Origin of the sequence: Limnobacter thiooxidans (assembly GCF_036323495.1) — a bacterium.
GTDB lineage: Bacteria > Pseudomonadota > Gammaproteobacteria > Burkholderiales > Burkholderiaceae_B > Limnobacter > Limnobacter thiooxidans.
In genome coordinates this window covers 639,494-658,475 of the sequence record NZ_AP028947.1, presented here as the reverse complement: position 1 = coordinate 658,475, position 18,982 = coordinate 639,494, and the positions used below count along the sequence as shown (strand labels likewise).

Annotated in this window: 14 protein-coding genes; 5 read left to right on the top strand and 9 right to left on the bottom strand. The window is 55.6% G+C overall.

The window, feature by feature from the left end; all coding sequences use genetic code 11:
- Window positions 1-48 precede the first annotated feature (48 nt).
- From dnaG to nirB, 8 genes are all read right to left on the bottom strand, one after another.
- Window positions 49-1,917: a DNA primase gene (gene dnaG / locus RGQ30_RS02950; protein WP_130558403.1), complete on the bottom strand. Its 1,869-nt coding sequence runs from the start codon at window positions 1,915-1,917 to the stop codon at window positions 49-51.
- A gap of 150 nt (window positions 1,918-2,067) precedes the next feature.
- Window positions 2,068-2,514, bottom strand: a complete 447-nt coding sequence (locus RGQ30_RS02945; protein WP_130558404.1) for a GatB/YqeY domain-containing protein — start codon at window positions 2,512-2,514, stop codon at window positions 2,068-2,070.
- Window positions 2,515-2,533: 19 nt separating this feature from the next.
- Entirely contained in the window at window positions 2,534-2,746 is a 213-nt protein-coding gene (rpsU, locus tag RGQ30_RS02940) for a 30S ribosomal protein S21 (protein ID WP_130558405.1), read from the bottom strand.
- A gap of 178 nt (window positions 2,747-2,924) precedes the next feature.
- Window positions 2,925-4,154 carry a BaiN/RdsA family NAD(P)/FAD-dependent oxidoreductase gene (locus RGQ30_RS02935; protein ID WP_130558406.1) on the bottom strand — a complete coding sequence of 410 codons (1,230 nt, stop codon included), beginning with the start codon at window positions 4,152-4,154 and terminating at the stop codon, window positions 2,925-2,927.
- A complete protein-coding gene (ybiB, locus tag RGQ30_RS02930; protein ID WP_130558407.1) occupies window positions 4,141-5,115 on the bottom strand; it encodes a DNA-binding protein YbiB in 975 nt (324 codons plus the stop codon). Before ybiB ends, RGQ30_RS02935 begins: the two co-directional genes overlap by 14 nt.
- A gap of 27 nt (window positions 5,116-5,142) precedes the next feature.
- Window positions 5,143-8,022: a nitrate reductase gene (locus RGQ30_RS02925; protein WP_338284705.1), complete on the bottom strand. Its 2,880-nt coding sequence runs from the start codon at window positions 8,020-8,022 to the stop codon at window positions 5,143-5,145.
- A 64-nt stretch (window positions 8,023-8,086) separates the two neighbouring features.
- Window positions 8,087-8,458 (bottom strand): nitrite reductase small subunit NirD, encoded by a 372-nt coding sequence (nirD, locus tag RGQ30_RS02920; protein WP_130558408.1) that lies wholly within the window; start codon window positions 8,456-8,458, stop codon window positions 8,087-8,089.
- The gene (gene nirB, locus RGQ30_RS02915) at window positions 8,458-10,914 is read right to left on the bottom strand and encodes a nitrite reductase large subunit NirB (RefSeq protein ID WP_130558409.1); all 2,457 of its coding nucleotides are present in this window, start codon (window positions 10,912-10,914) and stop codon (window positions 8,458-8,460) included. The genes nirD and nirB overlap by 1 nt, the downstream gene beginning before the upstream one ends.
- A gap of 346 nt (window positions 10,915-11,260) precedes the next feature.
- Here nirB and tsaD point away from each other — a divergent pair, with 346 nt between their 5' ends.
- A complete protein-coding gene (gene tsaD / locus RGQ30_RS02910) occupies window positions 11,261-12,319 on the top strand; it encodes a tRNA (adenosine(37)-N6)-threonylcarbamoyltransferase complex transferase subunit TsaD (RefSeq protein WP_338284702.1) in 1,059 nt (352 codons plus the stop codon).
- Window positions 12,320-12,327: 8 nt separating this feature from the next.
- On the opposite strand, the gene RGQ30_RS02905 is transcribed toward tsaD, so the two are convergent.
- Window positions 12,328-14,436 (bottom strand): hypothetical protein, encoded by a 2,109-nt coding sequence (locus RGQ30_RS02905; RefSeq protein ID WP_338284700.1) that lies wholly within the window; start codon window positions 14,434-14,436, stop codon window positions 12,328-12,330.
- Window positions 14,437-14,596: 160 nt separating this feature from the next.
- Between RGQ30_RS02905 and RGQ30_RS02900 the strand changes: the two genes are divergently transcribed.
- From RGQ30_RS02900 to RGQ30_RS02885, 4 genes are all read left to right on the top strand, one after another.
- Entirely contained in the window at window positions 14,597-16,087 is a 1,491-nt protein-coding gene (locus RGQ30_RS02900) for an FAD-linked oxidase C-terminal domain-containing protein (RefSeq protein WP_130558412.1), read from the top strand.
- Between the two features lie 12 nt (window positions 16,088-16,099).
- Entirely contained in the window at window positions 16,100-17,191 is a 1,092-nt protein-coding gene (gene glcE, locus RGQ30_RS02895) for a glycolate oxidase subunit GlcE (RefSeq protein ID WP_130558413.1), read from the top strand.
- Window positions 17,192-17,201: 10 nt separating this feature from the next.
- Window positions 17,202-18,452: a glycolate oxidase subunit GlcF gene (gene glcF / locus RGQ30_RS02890; RefSeq protein ID WP_130558414.1), complete on the top strand. Its 1,251-nt coding sequence runs from the start codon at window positions 17,202-17,204 to the stop codon at window positions 18,450-18,452.
- A gap of 86 nt (window positions 18,453-18,538) precedes the next feature.
- The gene (locus RGQ30_RS02885; protein ID WP_130558415.1) at window positions 18,539-18,982 is read left to right on the top strand and encodes a hypothetical protein; all 444 of its coding nucleotides are present in this window, start codon (window positions 18,539-18,541) and stop codon (window positions 18,980-18,982) included.

The following is an 18,982-nucleotide window of genomic DNA, read 5'->3' as shown; positions in this document are numbered from 1 at the left end:
GCGCAACAACGCACAACAAAGATGCAAAAGCTGCACCGTAACCTTTAATTATAACTGATTAACTCGCTTTTGTTTCAATTCTTGGAAGCGTTGCATGCACTCGTGATACCACCGAAGTTGCTCCCCTTGGGTGGGCATTTCGGCAGTAAGGCGCTCCAGTTCGGCTTTAAACCAAAGCTCACTGCATTGATACATCCCGGAACGCAACTCGGTTTCAAAATCGAGAGAATCATCCAGACCGCGTGCCTCTTTCAGCACGGAGTTGACCCAATTCTGATGCACTTCGTCGTTGAAAGCATGTTGTAGACGGGCTTCGAGTAAGTTGGGGTCATTTCTGACTTTTTCAAGCAAATGCACAAAACTGTGTACTTCTGTAGCCGGGTTTTTCTCTCTTTCATACAATTCCAGCAGGGAATCGCACAAATTCACCAGGTGCGGCGCACGAATAACCCGGGCAGCCAGGCTCAACAGTGGCGACTTTGCGACGGGCCTGGGCCCCCAATTGTTTTGCAACGGTTCATCTTTGTATTTCCCAAACTTTTTTCCCCCAAACTTGCCCTGCTGCCCGTTTTGCTGACCACCCGGAAATTGCCCCTTGTTTTTCGGTGAAAAATAGTCGCCACCGCCATCGCGGCTTTTTAGCCCCAAATGCCGGCTCAATTCCATGGGGGTCGCACCCAGCAAATTGGCCAGAGCACGCAAAAGCGACGACCTGTAAACCGTGGGCTGCATTTGTACAATAAGGGGTTTCAAAAATGAAATAGCCGCAGCACTGCCTTCAATTTGTTGAAGCGGGTAGTTTCGCTCCAGATATCGCGCCAAAAACTCGGAAAGGGACGCGGCCTGCGCCACCATGGCATCAAAGCCATCGGGGCCTTCCGTCCGAATGAAGGAATCGGGATCGTGCTCGGCAGGCAGAAAAATGAAATCGGCGCGCTTGTTTTCGCTGACGTGGGGCAGACAGGCCTGCAAAGCCCGCCAGGCGGCCTTTTGGCCCGCAGCATCGCCATCAAACGCAAATACAAGCCGGTCGGTTTGCTTGAACAGTTTCTGCACATGGTCGGGTGTAACAGCAGTACCCAAGGTGGCCACGGCATTCTCGAACCCCCACTGCGCAAGGGCCACCACGTCCATGTAACCCTCGGTCACCAAGGCATAGCCCATCTTGTGTATGGCCTGACGAGCTTCAAACAAACCGTACACTTCATGGCCTTTTGAAAACACGGGTGTTTCCGGGCTGTTCAGGTATTTGGGCTTCTCGTCGCCCAATACCCGGCCACCAAAGCCAATAACCTGCCCTTTGGCATTGCGGATCGGGAACATGATACGCCCGCGAAATGCATCGTACCGGCGGTTGCTGTCGCTGATCTTGGTCAAACCCGCCAGGTCCAACTGGGTGTTGCTGGCGTAGTTGTCAACCACGGCCTCCAGATTCTGATAGGCGTCGGGGGCATAGCCCATGCCGTAGCGAGCCGCCACCTGACCGGTCAGGCCCCTATTTTTCAGGTAGTCGATGGCGACCGGGCTTTTTTTGAGCTGCGCTTTGTAATAGTTCGCGGCGCGTGTCAGCAATTCAACCAGTTCCTCGCGCTCGGAACGCACTTCAGCAGGCACATCCATGCCTTTTTCATGAGGTACATCAATACCCAGGCTTCCAGCCAGGTTTTCCACCGCTTCAGGAAAAGTCAGCCCCAGATGTTCCATCACAAAACCAACGGCGTTGCCATGAGCACCACAGCCAAAGCAGTGATAGAACTGTTTAGACGGGCTAACGCTGAAAGACGGAGATTTTTCGTTGTGGAATGGACACAAGCCCTGCAAATTCGCACCGGCAGCCTTGAGTTGCACGTACCGGCCCACCACATCGGTGATGTCCAGGCGATACAGCAAATCATCAATAAAGCTTTGAGGAATCATGCAGTTTGGGTGAATTCACGTGCAGAGAAAGACGGGTCAATGACCTGTTTTCAAGAATAACAAACCCAAGGGGAGAAAATACACGCACTGTGTTCGACGAACTGAATTGAACACCTAGCTGAACGCTTAATTGAATACCCAGCCAGACGCTCAGTTAGACAATGCCGCCTTGACCAAACCTGAGACCTTGCTCATGTCTGCTTTGCCAGCCAGTTTGGCTTTCACTGCACCCATGACCTTGCCCATGTCTTGAGGACCTGTAGCACCCACCGCCACCACAATGGCCTTGATTTCGGCCACTACTTCGGCCTCAGACAGCTGAGCGGGTAGATAGGCGCTGAGCACAGCGGCTTCAGCCTTTTCAGACTCGGCCGACTCTGGCCGACCACCCTGCAAAAACTGGATGGCGGCTTCATTGCGCTGCTTGATTTGCTTTTCGATGATGGCCAGAACTGCCCCATCGTCGAGTTCGACACGTTCGTCGACCTCTTTTTGCTTGATTGCCGCTGAAAGCATTCGAAGCGTTGTGAGCTTTTCTTGCTCACGGGCCTTCATGGCCAGCTTGATGTCTTCAAGAATTTTTGCTTTCAGTGACATAAACAGTTACATCAACTGATTAATACATCTTCTTGGGCAACATCTGGCTGCGCAGGCGCTTGTAGTGACGCTTTACAGCTGCTGCTTTCATGCGCTTGCGCTCAGCAGTTGGCTTTTCGTAGAACTCGCGTGAGCGCAGTTCAGTCAGCAGACCAGTTTTTTCAATAGTGCGCTTGAAGCGACGCAGTGCAACTTCAAATGGCTCGTTTTCTTTAACGCGAACGTTTGGCATAAGGCTCCAATCGATTGTTCGTAAATTGTTTGTGGTTAGAAACCCCGTCACTCTAAACCGCTGATTTTACAAAGTAATTTTGAAAAACCGAATGCGCAGGAGCAAAGAGTTACCGCCAAGAATCTGGCAAAGACAAAGATACTACCATGGCAAAGAAGATTTCCTCAAGAGGTTTCAATTATTTTTGACCCAATATGGCAAGCGCTGCGGTGGTTCCACTGGCCCAGGCCCACTGGAAGTTGTAGCCACCCAGCCAGCCGGTAACATCCACCACTTCGCCAATAAAATACAGGCCAGGAATTTTTCGGGATTCGAGGGTTTTGGGCTGCAAATCAGCGGTACTGACCCCACCACGCATCACCTCGGCTTTTTTGTATCCTTCCGTGCCACTGGGCACCACCTGCCAAGCTGCAAGTGCCTGCGCCAAAGGCCCCAATTGTTTTTTTCCCAGTTCAGCCACTTTGCGCCCTGCCACAGCCTGCAATTCGGGCTTCTTCAACCAAGCCTGTACAAGACGTTTGGGCCAATGGGGAACCTGGGCTGCAAACCAGTTGTCGGCATTGGCACGGGCCCCCAGCGTGGCTTGCAGCAATTCAGTTTGCAGCTCGGCAGCATCAACAGGCTTGCCACACAGGTTCAAGGTGATCGGCTTACCCGGGTTCCAGTAAGTAGAAGCCTGCAACACGGCCGGGCCACTGAGGCCCCGGTGGGTGAACAGCAGGTCTTCATCAAACCACGGCGCCAGAGGCTCGCTCCCCCGGCTTGAAACGGGCAAGGCCACGCCAGCGAGCTCGACAAACGGTTCCCACAGGGCGGAATCGAAAGTCAAAGGGACCAGCGCGGGGCGTTGATCCACCAGTGAATGCCCAAACTGCTTGGCCAGTTTCATGCCGAAATCGGTGGCGCCAATTTTAGGTACGGGTAAGCCCCCGGTGGCAACCACGAGGTGGCGTGCCTGAAGAGGGCCTGCAGTGGTTGCCAATTTGAACTGGGTGCCATCGTGCTCAACGGCGCTTACGCTGTGTGGCCTAAACCACTTGACCTTGCCTGCATTGCATTCGGCAGCCAGCATGTCGATGATGTCATCGCTTTTTCGGTCGCAGAACAACTGGCCCTTGTGCTTTTCGTGAAAAGGGATGTTGTACTGCTTTACCAGTGAAATGAAATCTGCCGGCGTGTAGCGGGCCAGCGCTGCGCGCGCAAAACGTGGATTTTCGGAAATGAAGTTTTCCTCTGACACATTCACATTGGTGAAGTTGCAGCGCCCACCCCCGCTGATGCGGATTTTCTCGGCCAGCTTTTCACTGTGATCCAGCAACGCCACACGCAAACCACCCTGCCCGGCCTTTGCGGCACACATCAAACCTGCGGCGCCTGCGCCAATTACAACAACATCAAACTGCTGCATGGCGTACTGCTTCAATGGCGGCCAGTTGGCGGGCAAAGCCGTGGGGCATTTCCTGGGGATTGTTCAACCACACCTCGATAAGGCGTGCGGTTGATTCTGCGTCAATTTCAGGATTGGGGTCGGGTTGTTCGGTAAACAGGCTTTCCGGTTCGGCGATGCACCAGGTACTGCCTGCCTTGACGCCATCCATGCGGGGTGCGCGGTACGGGGCGGCCACGGGTTCTCCTTCATGACCACGCAACACCAAGGCCGTGTGGCCCATTGCACACAACACGTCGCGTTGCAGGTGCCAGAATTCGGGATGCGTGTAACTTGTGACCAGAAGGGCATTACTGAAGGCACTGGGCATCATCAGCTTGACCAAAGTGTGGGTACAACTGCGCACACCCAGAATTTTGCGGGTTTGCAACAGCGCTTCAATTCGGGGATAAATGTGCGCCATGGGCAGATAAACAGGCGCGGGGTGTGCCAAATCAACCTCACCCCAATTCAAGTGGGAAAATACCTGAGCACTGGTAACACGGCCTGTGAAGTCGTTTTCAAGCCCATGCACCAGCACCGGGTAACCTTGCTGAGCCAGCAAACCGGCCAACAGGGGTGTGAAATTCGGTTTGCGCCGCGCCCCGTTATAACTTGGAATAACCACCACAGGCTTGCCGTTTTGGATCGACTGGCTGTTCAAGGCCTGCAAAGTATAAAAATGGGGGGAATCGCTTTCGGTGGGCCAATGCTGGGCGATTGCTTCTAGAAAACCGATCAGTTCATCCTGGCTTTCGCCTTTGACGCGCAAAGCGATCAGGACGGCGCCCAATTCGAACTCGGACACCTCGCCACGCAGAATGGCACCATACAAGGCCTTGGCTTGTTCACGGGACAGGCCGCGTGCCCCATCTTTACCGCGGCCAATTTCCTTGATGAAAGGGGCGCAGGAAAACGGCTCGGTGTGAACAGGGTTGGGCATGGCGCTCAAGTTGAACCTAAGTTGAATCTAAGGCGCTATTGTAACAAGGCTGGCCTGCGCGCGAATGAGTTTGCGAATTTCAGGTACGCAGGAACCACATTCGGTTCCACATTTCAAACTGCCTTGAAGGCTGGCCAGTTGTTCTGCTTCACTGGCACCCGGCTCTTTGGCGCAGGCGATGGCAATGCCCGCCTCAATGGCCTGCCGCGAAACACCGATGCAATTGCACACCATGCGCACCGCTTCAGTTTGCACACCCGGCGGCTGGCTGGCTGGGGCCAACAAAAAACTGCGCCAAGGCATAACGTCCAGTTGCGCATCAAAACAATTGCGCAGCCAGCCTTCGGATTCCACATTGCCCGCCAGAAACACCTTGGCGAGGGTGGCTGTTTGTTCTGTCCCTGTTGTGCACACCGCTGTGTGTACAGACAAGCCAATCCGACGACGCACACCGGTTTTCGGGTCGGAATACACCATGACATCCCCGCCCTCACATTCAAACAGGGCTTGCAGGCGGTCAATCACTTCCTTGGGGGGCGCTTCTGCGCAGGCCGCACGGAACAACACACCGGCTTGTTCACGCCCCACAGGCACGCACACCGCGGCATCAAATTGCGGATACATTGAACGGGCCTTCTGCCACAGGCTTAGCCACTTGTCACTGTGAACAAACACCACCACCTGCCAAGGCAAGTGCACGCGTTGAATGTTGACTGCAGCATGTTTCAATTCGGGCTGCTTGGAATACGGGTCAAACGCCTCGGTGGTGAGCGCATTCACACCAGCCACACCCGCCTTGCCACCAAAAAACTCGGGGCCCCAGTGCATGGGCAGCACCGCCTGGTTGCGGGCCACCGATTCATCCGCCTTGGCCCGCAACGTGATAGTGGCGCGGCGTGACTTCACCGACACCCAACTGTTGGGTGTCAGGCTGAGGCGTTTGAAGTCGGCCGGGTGCAGCGAAATAACAGGCTCTGCTTCATGCGAAAAAAATTCGGCCAGCGTGCCTGTGCGGCTGCCACCGTGCCATTGGTCACGCAAGCGCCCGGTGTTCAATCGCCAGGGGAAACGCGCATCAGCCTCCTCGGCAACGGGTTCATAGGGGGCAAATACAAACTTTGCCCGGCCTGTGGCTGTGGGGTACACCCCATCTTCGTACAGGCGGGCTTTGCCTTGGGGTTCACCTTCAGGCATGGGCCACTGTTGCGGCCCTTTTGTCTCCAACACCGCATAACTTAAACCGGTAATGTCCAGGTCACGGCCCCGCGTGGTTTCGCGGTGCTCGTTGAAAATGTCTTCAACCGAGCTGTAATGCAGAAAAGCATTGCCTGCAAGCGCAGTGGGCTGACTGTCTCTGTGTGAGCCATCAAGGCGTGAACTTTCCACCCCCAGCTTGAGCAATTCCTGCTCAAGGCGTTGCGCAAAATCCACCACGATTTGCCAGTCGTTTTTCGATTCTCCATAAGCCGGCATGGCAGCCCGCACGCGGCTGATTCGCCGCTCGCTGTTGGTGACCGTGCCTTCCTTTTCGCCCCAAGTAGTGGCGGGCAGCAACACATCGGCGTAGTGCACGGTGGCGGGTGTCAGGTAGGCATCTTGCACCACCACCAGCTCGGCGTTTTGCAGGGCACGCGCCACTTTTTGTGAATTGGGCAGCGAATGGGCGGGGTTGGTACACGCCACCCACACGGCCTTGATTTTGCCTTGCTCCAATTGGTCAAACATTTCAACCGCACTGGCACCGGGTGTGCTGCTGATTTGCTTCACACCCCAGAATGCAGCCACTTCGGCCACGTGCGCAGGGTTGTTCAATTCGCGGTGCGCAGGCAACAAGGTGGCAAGGCCGCCCACTTCACGGCCGCCCATGGCATTGGGCTGGCCTGTCATTGAAAACGGGCCTGCACCTTCCCGGCCAATGTGGCCAGTTGCCAGGTGAAGGGCAATCAATGCCGTGTTCTTGTCGGTTCCCGTGGTGGCCTGGTTCAACCCTTGGCAGTACAGGGAGAGTGTCCTGCTGCTTTGGGCGAACCAGGTGGCGGCCGTGACAATGTCCGCCTCGGGAACTCCACACACACTGGCGGCAAGGCGCGGTGTGTAATCGGCCAGGCCTTTGACCATGGCCTCGAAGCCTTCCGTGTGTTTGTTGATGGTGGCCATGTCCAACCAGCCGTTTTGCATCATCACGTGCAGCATGGCGTTGAACAGCATCACGTCAGTGCCTGGCTGGATTTTCAAATGCAGGTCGGCCATGGCGGCTGTGTCAGTGACACGCGGGTCCACCACAATCAACTTGTGGCCGGGCATGGCGGCACGCGCGGCTTCCAGCCTGCGATAAGCCACGGGGTGCGCATACGCCATGTTGGAACCGGCGATGAACACGCAATCGGCCAGCGCCAAATCGTCGTAATTGCAAGGCGGCGCATCTGCACCCAAGGTGCGCTTGTAACCACTGACCGCGCTGCTCATGCACAGGCGCGAATTGGTGTCGATGTTGTTGGTGCCAATTAGCCCCTTGGCGAGCTTGTTGAATACGTAATAGTCTTCAGTCAACAACTGGCCGCTGATGTAAAACCCGACACTGTCTGGCCCGTAAGTGGCAATCAGCCTTGCAAATTCCTTTGCGGTGAAATCAAGCGCGGTGTTCCAGTCGGTGGGTGCCACGGCCTGGTCGCGCTGAATGCGCAACAGGGGCTGGCTTGCACGCACCTGGCCGTACACATTTTCAGTGGCTGTTTCCGCCAGCTTACTGCCTTTACTGCACAGCTTGCCCCAGTTGGCCGGGTGTGTTTCATCGCCTTTCACATCAATGATTTTTTTGCCTTGCGTGCGCACCACCACACCACAACCCACGCCGCAATAAGGGCAGGTTGTCTTGGTGCTTTGAATGGGCTGCAGCAATTCGGTCATTGAAATGGTCTTTAAAACTTGGGGGCGATAATTAAATACAGTGGATTTTCAAATACCGCAGTTTTCAAATGCCGTGGCTTTTCACTTCGCTGGTTTTCAGGTGCACGCGGCCATCAATCACTTGCACTGCAAACTTGGCGGTGCAACCTTCATCGGGCTCACGGGCGCAGCCATCGGCCAAACCAATTTGCCAGTTGTGCAAGGGGCAGGTCACGGTGGTTCCATGAACAATGCCCTGGCTCAAGGGGCCTTTCTTGTGCGGGCATTCATCCAGCAGGGCAAAAACCTGTTGCTCGCTGTTGCGGAAAATGGCGATGTCTTGCCCAACAGGGCGACGCACAATTCGAGACCCCAGCACGGGGATGTCTTCCACCGCGCAAATGTTGATCCATTCCATCTGAATTTCCTTCTGTTCCTCAAGTAATGAAGCCGACATTAGACCACCTCCGCCAGTGTGATAGGAATGAACTGGCGCAAATCAACCTGCGCTTGTTCAGGCTTGTGCCACGGGTCTTCTTCAATGGCCAGGGCGGCTTGCAGCTCGGCCCACAGGGCATCGCGGTTGGCCACATCGTCAATCACCCGTGCCTTCACATGATCAAGACCCACGCGCTCCAGGTAATGCACCGTGCGCTCCAGGTACCAGGCTTCCTTGCGGTACAGCTGCAAAAATGCACCGCTGACAGCCAGCACTTCATCGGATGTTTTTACACGGCACAAAAACTGCGCCACTTCGGTCTTGATGCCGCCGTTGCCGCCGACATAAATTTCCCAGCCGGAATCCACACCGATCACACCCACGTCCTTGATGCCACTTTCTGCACAGTTGCGCGGGCAGCCTGACACGGCCAGTTTGACCTTGTGCGGTGCGTACATCTTGAACAAGGCGTGCTCAAGGTCCTTGCCCATCTGCGTGCTGTCTTGCGTACCAAAGCGGCACCATTCGCTGCCCACGCAGGTTTTCACGGTGCGCAGGCCCTTGGCATAGGCGTGGCCGCAGGGCATGTCGAGGTCTTTCCACACGGCCTGCAAATCTTCCTTTTTCACACCCAGCAAATCAATGCGCTGGCCACCCGTCACCTTCACTGTGGGAATGTTGAACTTGTCGACCACGTCCGCAATGCGGCGTAACTCGGCTGCCGTGGTTTCCCCGCCCCACATGCGGGGCACAACAGAATAGGTTTTGTCTTTCTGAATATTGGCGTGCGCGCGTTCATTGATAAAACGGCTTTGCGGGTCGTCCACCGCCTCGCCGGGCCAGGAACTGATCAGGTAATAATTCACCGCCGGGCGGCAGCTTGCGCAACCGTTGGGGGTACGCCAGTTCATGGTGGAAAATACTTCTTCCTTGGTCAACAGGTGGTGCTTGAAAATCATGTCGCGCACTGCCTGGTGACCATGGTCAGTGCAACCGCACATGGGCTTGGTTTTGGGCGTGGCGGAATAATCTGCACCTGCCGTGCTCATCAAGATCTGTTCACACAGGCCTGTACAAGAACCACAGCTTGCGCTGGCTTTGGTGTGCTTGCGTACTTCTTCAATGGTGAACAAACCCTTGGTCTTGATGGCCTGCACAATGGTGCCCTTGCACACGCCGTTGCAACCGCACACCTCGTCTGTGTCAGCCATTTTGCTAGCCTGGCTTTGGCCTTCATGACCTGTGTCGCCAATGTTGTTCTGGCCAAACATCAACTTGTCGCGAATTTCGCCCACGGCCTTGCCTTCACGCATCAGCTTGAAGTACCAGGAACCGTCCGCGGTGTCGCCGTACAGGCAGGCACCCACCAATTTGTCTTCCTTGATGATCAGTTTTTTGTACACGCCACCTATGGGATCGGAAAGCAGCAGCTCTTCACAGCCTTCACCACCCATGAAGTTGCCTGCGGAGAACAAATCCACGCCGGTCACTTTCAGTTTGGTGGAGGTGACAGAGCCTTCGTAACGGCCAATGCCGAACTGCGCCAGGTGGTTGGCACACACCTTGGCCTGTTCAAACAAAGGTGCTACCAAACCGTAAGCCACGCCACGGTGGCTGGCACATTCGCCTACCGAATAAATTTTTGGATCAGTGATGGTTTGCAGCGTGTCGCTGACGACCACGCCGCGGTTGCAGTGCAGGCCACTGCTGGCCGCCAGCTTGTCGTTCGGGCGAATACCCACGGCCATCACCACCAGGTCAGCCTTGTGAATTTCGCCATCCGTGAATTCAATTGTTGAAACCCGTCCATCGGCGCCTGCATGCAGGGCCTTGGTGTTTTTGGCCAGCAGAAACTTCAGCCCCTTGCTTTCAAGGCTTTTCTGCAACAGGCCTGCTGCGGTGGGGTCAAGCTGGCGCTCCATCAGCCAGGTGGGCAGGTGCACCACTGACACGTCCATGCCTTGCAAGGCCAGGCCGTTGGCCGCTTCCAGGCCCAACAGGCCACCGCCAATCACCACTGCTTTTTTGTAATGCTTGGCTGCATCCAGCATGGCTTCGGTGTCTGCAATGTCACGGTAGCCAATCACGCCCGGCAATGTTGAACCAGGTACTGGCAAGATGAATGAATTGGAGCCTGTGGCCAGCAATAACCTGTCGTATTCAGCCGTGGTGCCGTCGGCACACTTCACAAGGCGCTTTACTCGATCAATCTCGGTGACCTCGCGACCCACGTGCAGGGTCACGTTGTTGCTGGTGTACCAATCCCAGTCATTCAGAACGATGTCTTCGAATTTCTGCTCTCCAGCCAGCACGGGCGACAGCATGATGCGGTTGTAATTGGGATGTGGTTCTGCGCCAAACACCGTGATGTCGTACAGTTCAGGCGCGAGCTTGATCAGCTCTTCAAGCACCCGTATGCCGGCCATGCCGTTGCCTACCACCACCAGTTTCTGTTTTTTGACGGACATCAGCATGTCTTCAATCCCAATTAACCAAAAAAAAACGGCACCCGGCTGCACGAAGCAGCACGGACACCGTTGTCCAACTCCCTCAGTCGCTTGCGCAACCTCAGGAGACCTGTCAATCCACCTGCAGATCGCCGCCGTTGACGACCTACGCCCGAAGTAAATGCAAGGGTCGTGCCAGCCTTTTTCAATGGAATTTGCACAGTTTTGGCTGTTTTTAACCTGAAAAACTGAATACTGGATGGACCACGCACCATTAAAAAGCACCCCAACGGTGCAGTGCACAAAAGAAGGATTCGCATGGGAAGGCTGGGCTGGTTTAAAATGCAGACTTACCCCATCCCGGCAGTGTGAAGTGACCTCTCCAAAAATTGTGCTTGGCTTTGAAAGCTCTTGTGATGAAACAGGCGTGGCCCTGTGCACCACAGACGGCCGCATTCTGGGCCAGGCCCTTTATTCACAAATTGCCATGCACAAGGACTACGGCGGTGTAGTGCCTGAACTGGCGTCCCGAGACCACATTCGCCGCCTGATCCCGCTGATGAATGAGACCTTTGCACAAGCGGGCATTGGCCTGAATGATGTTGATGCAATCGCCGTGACCACCGGCCCTGGCTTGCCCGGTGCGCTCATGGCTGGCTGCGCCTTTTCTTACAGCATGGCCATGGGCCTGAACTTGCCGGTGATCCCGGTTCATCACCTGGAAGGACACTTGCTGTCGCCTCTGTTGTCAGCCAACCCGCCTGCTTTTCCATTCACTGCCTTGCTGGTCAGCGGCGGCCACAGCCAATTGATGGGTGTTGAAGGCTTGGGAAAGTACAAATTGCTGGGCGAAACACTGGACGATGCGGCTGGTGAGGCCTTTGACAAAACTGCCAAAATGATCGGCCTGCCCTACCCGGGTGGCCCAGCCCTATCGAAACTGGCGGAAAGCGGTAACCCCGAGCGATTCAAGCTGCCAAGGCCCATGCTGCACAGCGGTGACTTCATGTTCAGTTTCTCTGGGCTGAAAACCGCCGTGCTGACTACTGCCATGAAATTGGCTGGCGTTAGCCAGCCCGCAGAAGGCATGGCCATCGATGACACGGACAAAGCCGACCTGGCGGCCAGCTTTCAGGCTGCCATTGTAGAAACCCTGGTGAAAAAGGCACTGGCCGCTTGCCTGCACATGGACCACAAACGGTTGGTTGTGGCGGGCGGCGTCGGTGCAAACCGCTTGCTTCGTGAGCAATTGGTCAAGGCGGCGACCAAACGCGGTATCGACGTGTACTTTCCCGAACTGAACCTGTGTACCGACAACGGCGCCATGATTGCTTTTGCTGGCGCCATGCAGGTGCGTGAACACCCCGACCTGCTGGCGAACCGGAATTACAGCATGAACACCCGCCCGCGTTGCGAGCTGGCCACTTCCTGAGTGATGCGTCAGGTGTTCAACTGGTGCACCTGTTTTGCCACCTCCGAAGTCAGTGAAATGTCTTGGGGCACTGTGACCGGGGTGATGTGCAGGCGGCGCTGCTCCACGGCCGAGGCAGGGGTGATCTCGACCAAAGTGGCGGCAACGGTTTTAATTTCCCCTTCAGGGGGTATGGCACTCAGGCCCACCGGCACACCATGTTGAACAACAGTGTGCCCCACCCCACCCGCCAACTCGGCATTTTGAATAACCTCGGACACATCGAAAAGCGCCTTCAACGCCAGTTCCGGTGTCGCATAACTGGACGCCCCCACCCTCGTGGTGTGTCCGGGCACTGGCTGGCCAAGGCTTCCCGTGCCATCCTCACCGTTGAAACGCGCCTTCAACTGTGCCGGTGCCAACCCCACATGCCTGTTCCACATTCTGTTGAACAAGGCCTCATGCAAACCCAATTGTTTGCAGACATACTGGCGCGCGGCCAAGATGACTGAATCCGACAACTGGTGCCGCGCTACCTTGCTGGCCAATTCAGCCAGCTTGGCTTCATGAGCCTGCTCAAGGCTTTGCGACTCGATTTCAACCAGTGAAAGCCGTTCTTCCAGCACTGGAAGCTTCGCGCGCATCTCGTCCAGCCGGTTGGGATCAACCTCCTTGATCGAACGTGGAGCCGGTTTTTTGTTCAACAAGTCAATTTCTTCTCTCAGCTTCTTGCCCTGGCCATGTTTCAAGCCATGCTCCAGCGAGACGATCAACTCCTTGCGCTGGGTCAGATCGAATCGAAGCTGGCGAACCTCGGTTTCAAGCCCTGCTTTTTCAGTCCGCTTCTGTTCAAGCTGGTTGGCCAGGTCGGCAGATACCCGGCTTGCTTCCGCCAAGCTGGGCAGTCGAAGAGTTTGCAGCACCTGGTTGCGTTTCTCACTGAGTATTTCAGCAGGCGCATGCTGAGCCAGGTAAGTCAGAAACTGCTGCACTGAACCCGATAAAGCCGGTGTACCTGCGGCTTGGTTGCTGGCACGCCACTGCCTGAACAGGTTGCGTTCAATGCCGGTAAAAGCACTGTGCTGGCTTTCAAGTTGTTGCGCGGTTTTGGCGCACACCTTGTTTGAATTGCGCCGTACGGTGTCTGAAAACGAGGTCCACCCGCTGATCTTCAGGCTGGCTGCCTTTTCGATCCCCATGGTTAGCAAACCATACGCTGCGCAAATGAACACGCCCTGCAAAACTTGAGTCAGGAGATCCTGATTCGACAACTTGCCATTGAAATAGGCCTGCGCAATGGTGGTGACAAAGGCGCTGCTTGCCAACAGAAAAGCTGCTGCATGCCCGGCATAGAATGCCGCCTTGATCAGGCGTTGGCCCACGTCCAGCCTGGCATTCAACTCCCCCAGGAAGTCGGCCTGAATACCTTTGAAAGCTGCTGAAAACTCATCTACCGACTGGCACGCCAGCAATGCACCCGAAGTGCGCTGCAGATGCCGGTTCAGCATGCGCTCAATTTCTTCGCCCAGGCTGGCAGACAATTGACGTTCGCAGCCGGCCATCAGGCGGTTCTTGTATTTTTGCCCGTTCTCGGTTCCAAGCTTGCCGGTCTTTTGAAAAAACCTTTCCACTTTGTCCAGCAAATGACCGCAGTCGATTTCAGACTCGTCCATGTTGAACAACTTGCCCAGCTTCTCATGCTGCTTTTCCAGCTCGTTGATCTGCCAGTCAACTTTTTTGGCCAAGCCCTGCCGCTGGTCAATCTGCTGCTGCAATGGTGCCAGGGAAGTCTTGGTTTGCGTCCATTCGGTGCGCATTCCATTCAGGGCATTCTTGAGCGTTTGTTTTTCGTTGCGCACCCGCTCGGCCTCGCGGGGTACGTTTTCACACTCGGCTATTTCGCGCTGCAACCTGGCTACCGTAGATTGAACCTGTGCCCTTTTGCCCAACAGGGCACGGCGGCTTTGCTCGACACGCGCCAGGTCGGCATGGTGATGACTTACTACCTGCAACTGCTTGCAATACAGTTCCGCCAGGCGGCTGGTGGCCTCACGCACCTTCCCGGGTTCAAAGGTTGTGTGTGATGATTGCCCGGGTGAAATCGAGGTATCAGACCCCGAAGAGTTGACTGCGCGCACGAATTCCACCTGTTCACATAAAAAATTTAGGTGGTAAAAACAGAATCACGGTTCCCGAATATAACTTGGTTAACCCAACACTCGGGCAAGCACCAATGCCAAATTTCACCAGAAATAGGTATGCTTGAAAACTGTCAAAAAGTAGTCCAAAGGTAGTCCCATGAATGCGCCCACCGAAGAATTTGCATTGAATGCCGCCCAAAGGGCTGAGGTTATTGCTGGTTTGAACCAGATTCTGCCAGCCCATGCCGTACTGCATGAAGTGGAAGACACCAAGCCTTATGAATGCGATGGCCTGAGCCTGTTTCGACAACTGCCCATGGTGGTGGCCTTGCCGGAAACTGAAGCCCAGGTTATTGACATCCTTAAACTGGCAAATCGCCTGAATGTGCCGGTGGTGGCGCGTGGTGCAGGAACAGGGCTTTCCGGCGGCGCGCAGCCTCACAAAAACGGCATTTTGCTGGGAATGGCCAAATTCAATAAAATTCTGAAGGTGGATGTACAGTCCCGATCCGCCGTGGTTCAACCTGGCGTGCGCAACCTGGCCATTTCAGAAGCCGTGGCGCAACACCAGTTGTATTACGCACCCGACCCTTCCAGCCAGATTGCCTGCACCATTGGCGGCAACGTAGCAGAAAACAGCGGCGGCGTGCACTGCCTGAAATACGGCCTGACCGTACACAACGTGCTGAAGGTGCGAGCCATTACCATTGAAGGTGAAATTGTAGAATTTGGCTCGGAAGCGCCCGACGCACCCGGCCTTGAACTGCTGAACCTGGTGATTGGCTCCGAAGGCATGTTGGCCGTGGTCACCGAAGTAACGGTGAAACTGGTACCCAAGCCCGCACTGGCCCAAGTGATCATGGCCAGTTTTGACGATGTGGCCAACGCTGGCAATGCCGTGGCAGCCGTGATTGCAGCAGGTATCATTCCAGCGGGTCTGGAGATGATGGACAAGCGCGCCACACAAATGGTGGAGCCCTTTGTCAAGGCCGGTTACGACACCGAGGCAGAAGCGATTTTGCTGCTGGAAAGCGATGGCACCATTGAAGAGGTGGCCGAAGAAATTGCCGAGATGACCCGCGTGCTGAACGGCTGCGGTGCCACCGCCATCAAGGTGTCGCAAAGCGAAGCCGAGCGCCTGAAATTCTGGGCCGGCCGAAAGAATGCCTTCCCGGCTGCAGGCCGTGTGTCACCCGACTATTACTGCATGGACGGCACCATTCCCCGCCGCAGCTTGGCCCATGTGTTGAATGCCATCACCGAGATGGAAAAGAAATACGACTTGCGCTGTGCCAATGTGTTTCACGCCGGCGACGGCAATTTGCACCCGCTGATCCTGTTTGATGCCAACAAGCCTGAAGAAATCACACGTGCCGAAGACTTTGGCGCGGAAATTCTGGAACTGTGCGTCGAAGTGGGCGGCACGGTGACCGGCGAACACGGCGTGGGCATCGAGAAAATCAACCAGATGTGTGTGCAGTTTTCCCGCGCTGAACTGGATGCATTTTTCGCTGTGAAAAAAGCTTTTGATGAACCGGGCCTGCTCAACCCAGGCAAGGCCATTCCCACCCTGCATCGCTGTGCCGAATACGGCCGCATGCATGTGCACGGTGGCCAAGTGCCTTTTGCCGACCTGCCCCGCTTTTAAAAGAACGAGACCATGAGCGATTTTCTCGACGACCTGTGCAAGCGGGTAGAGCTTGCTGCACGCAACAACACGCCGCTTCGCCCAGCGGGTGGCAGCACCAAGAACTTTTACGGTGGCCCCCTGCAAGGCGAAGAAGTGGACATGCGCCAGTGGGCAGGCATTGTGGAATACGAACCCACTGAACTGGTCATTACCGTGAAGCCCGGCACCCCGCTGGCAGAAGTGGAAGCCGCACTGGCTGCGCAAAAGCAGGAACTGGCATTCGAGCCTCCGCGCTTGGGTGGTGCAGGCCACGCGGCAGGCGGAACCATTGGTGGTGCAATCGTTTCCGGCCTGGCAGGCCCCGCCCGCTTAAGCCGCGGCGGCGTGAAAGACTACGTACTGGGCTGCACCCTGCTGGATGGCAAAGGCCAACTGCTGCATTTTGGCGGCGTGGTCATGAAAAACGTGGCGGGCTACGACGTGTCACGGGTTATTCCCGGCAGCATGGGCACGCTTGGCATTGTCACCGAGCTTTCCATCAAAGTCATGCCAGTGGCCCCCGCCGAAGCCACGCTGCAATTTGAAATGGATGTGAACAAGGCCATTTCGCAAAGCAATGAATGGCTTTCCAAGCCCCTGCCCATTTCAGCCACCTTTTATGACAACGGAAAACTGACGGTGCGCCTGCGGGGCGCCAGCGCTGCCGTTCAAGCTGCGCTCAAGAACATGGGCGGGCAGGAATTGCCAACCGAACAGGCCCAGACTTTCTGGGTCAGCGTGCGCGACCAGCAGCACGAGTTTTTTAACGTCGAAGGCGACCTGTGGCGCATGGCTGTGCCCCCCACCACTGTGGATTTGGCTTTGCGTGGCCAAAGCGTGCACGAATGGGGCAGCGGTCTGCGGTGGTTGCGTACGGACGCCACATTCACCGGCGAACAGATTCGTGCGGTGGCCAAACGCGTGGGCGGCCACGCCACCCTGTACCGCACGGCCAATGAAGCAGCGCGCGTGCAGGCATTCCAGCAACCCGACGCGGTGATGTTGAAACTGCAACGCCGCCTGAAAGAACAATTTGACCCGGCTGGTGTGTTCAGCATCAACCGCCTGTCACCAATTTTGTAAGCAAAGCGCCATGGACACCCAACTCGCCGACTGGATCAAAGACACCCCCGATGGCAAAGCCGCCGACGCGATTTTGCGCAAGTGCGTGCACTGCGGTTTTTGCACGGCCACCTGCCCCACCTATCAAATTCTGGGCGATGAACTGGACAGCCCACGCGGCCGTATTTACCTGATCAAGCAAGTGCTGGAAGGCAAACAGGTGACGCGCAAAACCCAGCAACACCTGGACCGCTGCCTGACCTGCCGCAACTGCGAAACCACCTGCCCATCGGGTGTGAAATATGGCCAGTTGATCGACATTGGCCGCAAGATTGTGGACGAGCGCGTGGAGCGCCCCATGGCTGAAAAGCTGACTCGCGAAAGCCTGAAAATGCTGATGACCAATCGCCCCATGTTCACAGCAGGCATGGCCATGGGCAAGGCTGTTCGCGGCATATTGCCGGAAAGCATCAAGAAAAAGGTGCCCGCAAAGCGCGTCACCCTGCCCTTTGCAAACACCCAGCACACACGGAAGGTGATTTTGCTCAAGGGTTGTGTGCAGCCCGCGATGATGCCGTCCATTGACACTGCCACCTCCGTGATACTGGATGCATTGGGTATTCAAAGTATGGTGATTCAGGAATCGGGCTGCTGTGGTGCCGTGAAATTCCACTTGAACGACCACGCTGGCGGCCTGGCGCAAATGAAAACCAACATCGACGCATGGTATTCATTGCTGGTTTCAGGCGAAGCGGAAGCGCTAGTCATGAACGCATCGGGTTGTGGGGTCACGGTGCGCGAATACGCCCACCATTTTGAAAACGACCCGGTGTATGCAGCCAAAGCCGCATTGGTCAGCGAAAAAACTTTGGATATTGGTGAATTCATCACAAGGCAAAATGCCGAAGGGCTGGCCCGCCTGGGCACGCAGGTGAAAGCGGCGATTGAACAACAACGCATTCCAGGCAGCATTGCCTTTCACCCGCCCTGCACCTTGCAACACGGCCAACAAATCAAGGGCGTGATTGAGAATGTGCTGACCACGCTGGGTTTCAAACTGACCCCAGTGGCTGACTCACATTTGTGCTGTGGCTCCGCTGGCACGTATTCGGTGTTGCAACCGGAATTATCCAAAGAACTGAAAAAGCGCAAGCTGGCCAACTTGATGGCGGGAAAACCGCAAGCCATTGCTTCGGCCAACATTGGCTGCCTTGGGCACCTTGAAAGTGATGCCACAGTGGACGTTCGCCACTGGGTAGAATGGGTTGCACAAGCGATTTAAAAAAGGTTGATACGTAAAAGTGGGAACTGAAAGGCAGCCTAAACCACTAAAGGCTCCTAAAAAAACCACTTTTACTGTCAATCAAAATGAATCCAAATACCATTCAGTCTGCCCCTGAAATTCAGGCCATGTCGCGCAGCCTCAGTTCACTGTCAACCGATGAAAATCCGCGCCCAACCAAACGTGCTGCGCTTGATATCGCGCAAACTCTGTCGGAAAAAACACCAACGGAACAACTCGTTTCCAAATGTCGGGCAATCGAACAAGACATGCCCGGCGGTATTCACGTTAACAGTCGCAAAGCGCTGGCCAAGTTCCTTGTTGAAAACAAGTTAAGTAACCCGCAAACACTGAACGACAAACACAGACAGCTGTGTGCATGGACCCTGCTTGAACATGTTGCGCGTGCAGATCAACACAGCGACACCGCATCCAGCCTGGTGCACAGCTACATTCAGCCGGGTGAATTTGGCCATTTCATGCAAATTGCCAAAGCAGCAACGCCGCCCGCCCGGAAAAACACGCGCTGA

Excerpts from the sequence above, each read along its gene's own strand:
- RGQ30_RS02885 (WP_130558415.1), top strand. The coding sequence starts at position 18,539 with ATGAATCCAAATACCATTCAGTCTGCCCCTGAAATTCAGGCCATGTCG.
- rpsU (WP_130558405.1), bottom strand. The coding sequence starts at position 2,746 with ATGCCAAACGTTCGCGTTAAAGAAAACGAGCCATTTGAAGTTGCACTG.
- RGQ30_RS02925 (WP_338284705.1), bottom strand. The coding sequence starts at position 8,022 with ATGACCGAATTGCTGCAGCCCATTCAAAGCACCAAGACAACCTGCCCT.
- RGQ30_RS02935 (WP_130558406.1), bottom strand. The coding sequence starts at position 4,154 with ATGCAGCAGTTTGATGTTGTTGTAATTGGCGCAGGCGCCGCAGGTTTG.
- RGQ30_RS02945 (WP_130558404.1), bottom strand. The coding sequence starts at position 2,514 with ATGTCACTGAAAGCAAAAATTCTTGAAGACATCAAGCTGGCCATGAAG.
- RGQ30_RS02900 (WP_130558412.1), top strand. The coding sequence starts at position 14,597 with ATGAATGCGCCCACCGAAGAATTTGCATTGAATGCCGCCCAAAGGGCT.
- nirB (WP_130558409.1), bottom strand. The coding sequence starts at position 10,914 with ATGCTGATGTCCGTCAAAAAACAGAAACTGGTGGTGGTAGGCAACGGC.
- ybiB (WP_130558407.1), bottom strand. The coding sequence starts at position 5,115 with ATGCCCAACCCTGTTCACACCGAGCCGTTTTCCTGCGCCCCTTTCATC.
- glcF (WP_130558414.1), top strand. The coding sequence starts at position 17,202 with ATGGACACCCAACTCGCCGACTGGATCAAAGACACCCCCGATGGCAAA.
- nirD (WP_130558408.1), bottom strand. The coding sequence starts at position 8,458 with ATGTCGGCTTCATTACTTGAGGAACAGAAGGAAATTCAGATGGAATGG.
- dnaG (WP_130558403.1), bottom strand. The coding sequence starts at position 1,917 with ATGATTCCTCAAAGCTTTATTGATGATTTGCTGTATCGCCTGGACATC.
- glcE (WP_130558413.1), top strand. The coding sequence starts at position 16,100 with ATGAGCGATTTTCTCGACGACCTGTGCAAGCGGGTAGAGCTTGCTGCA.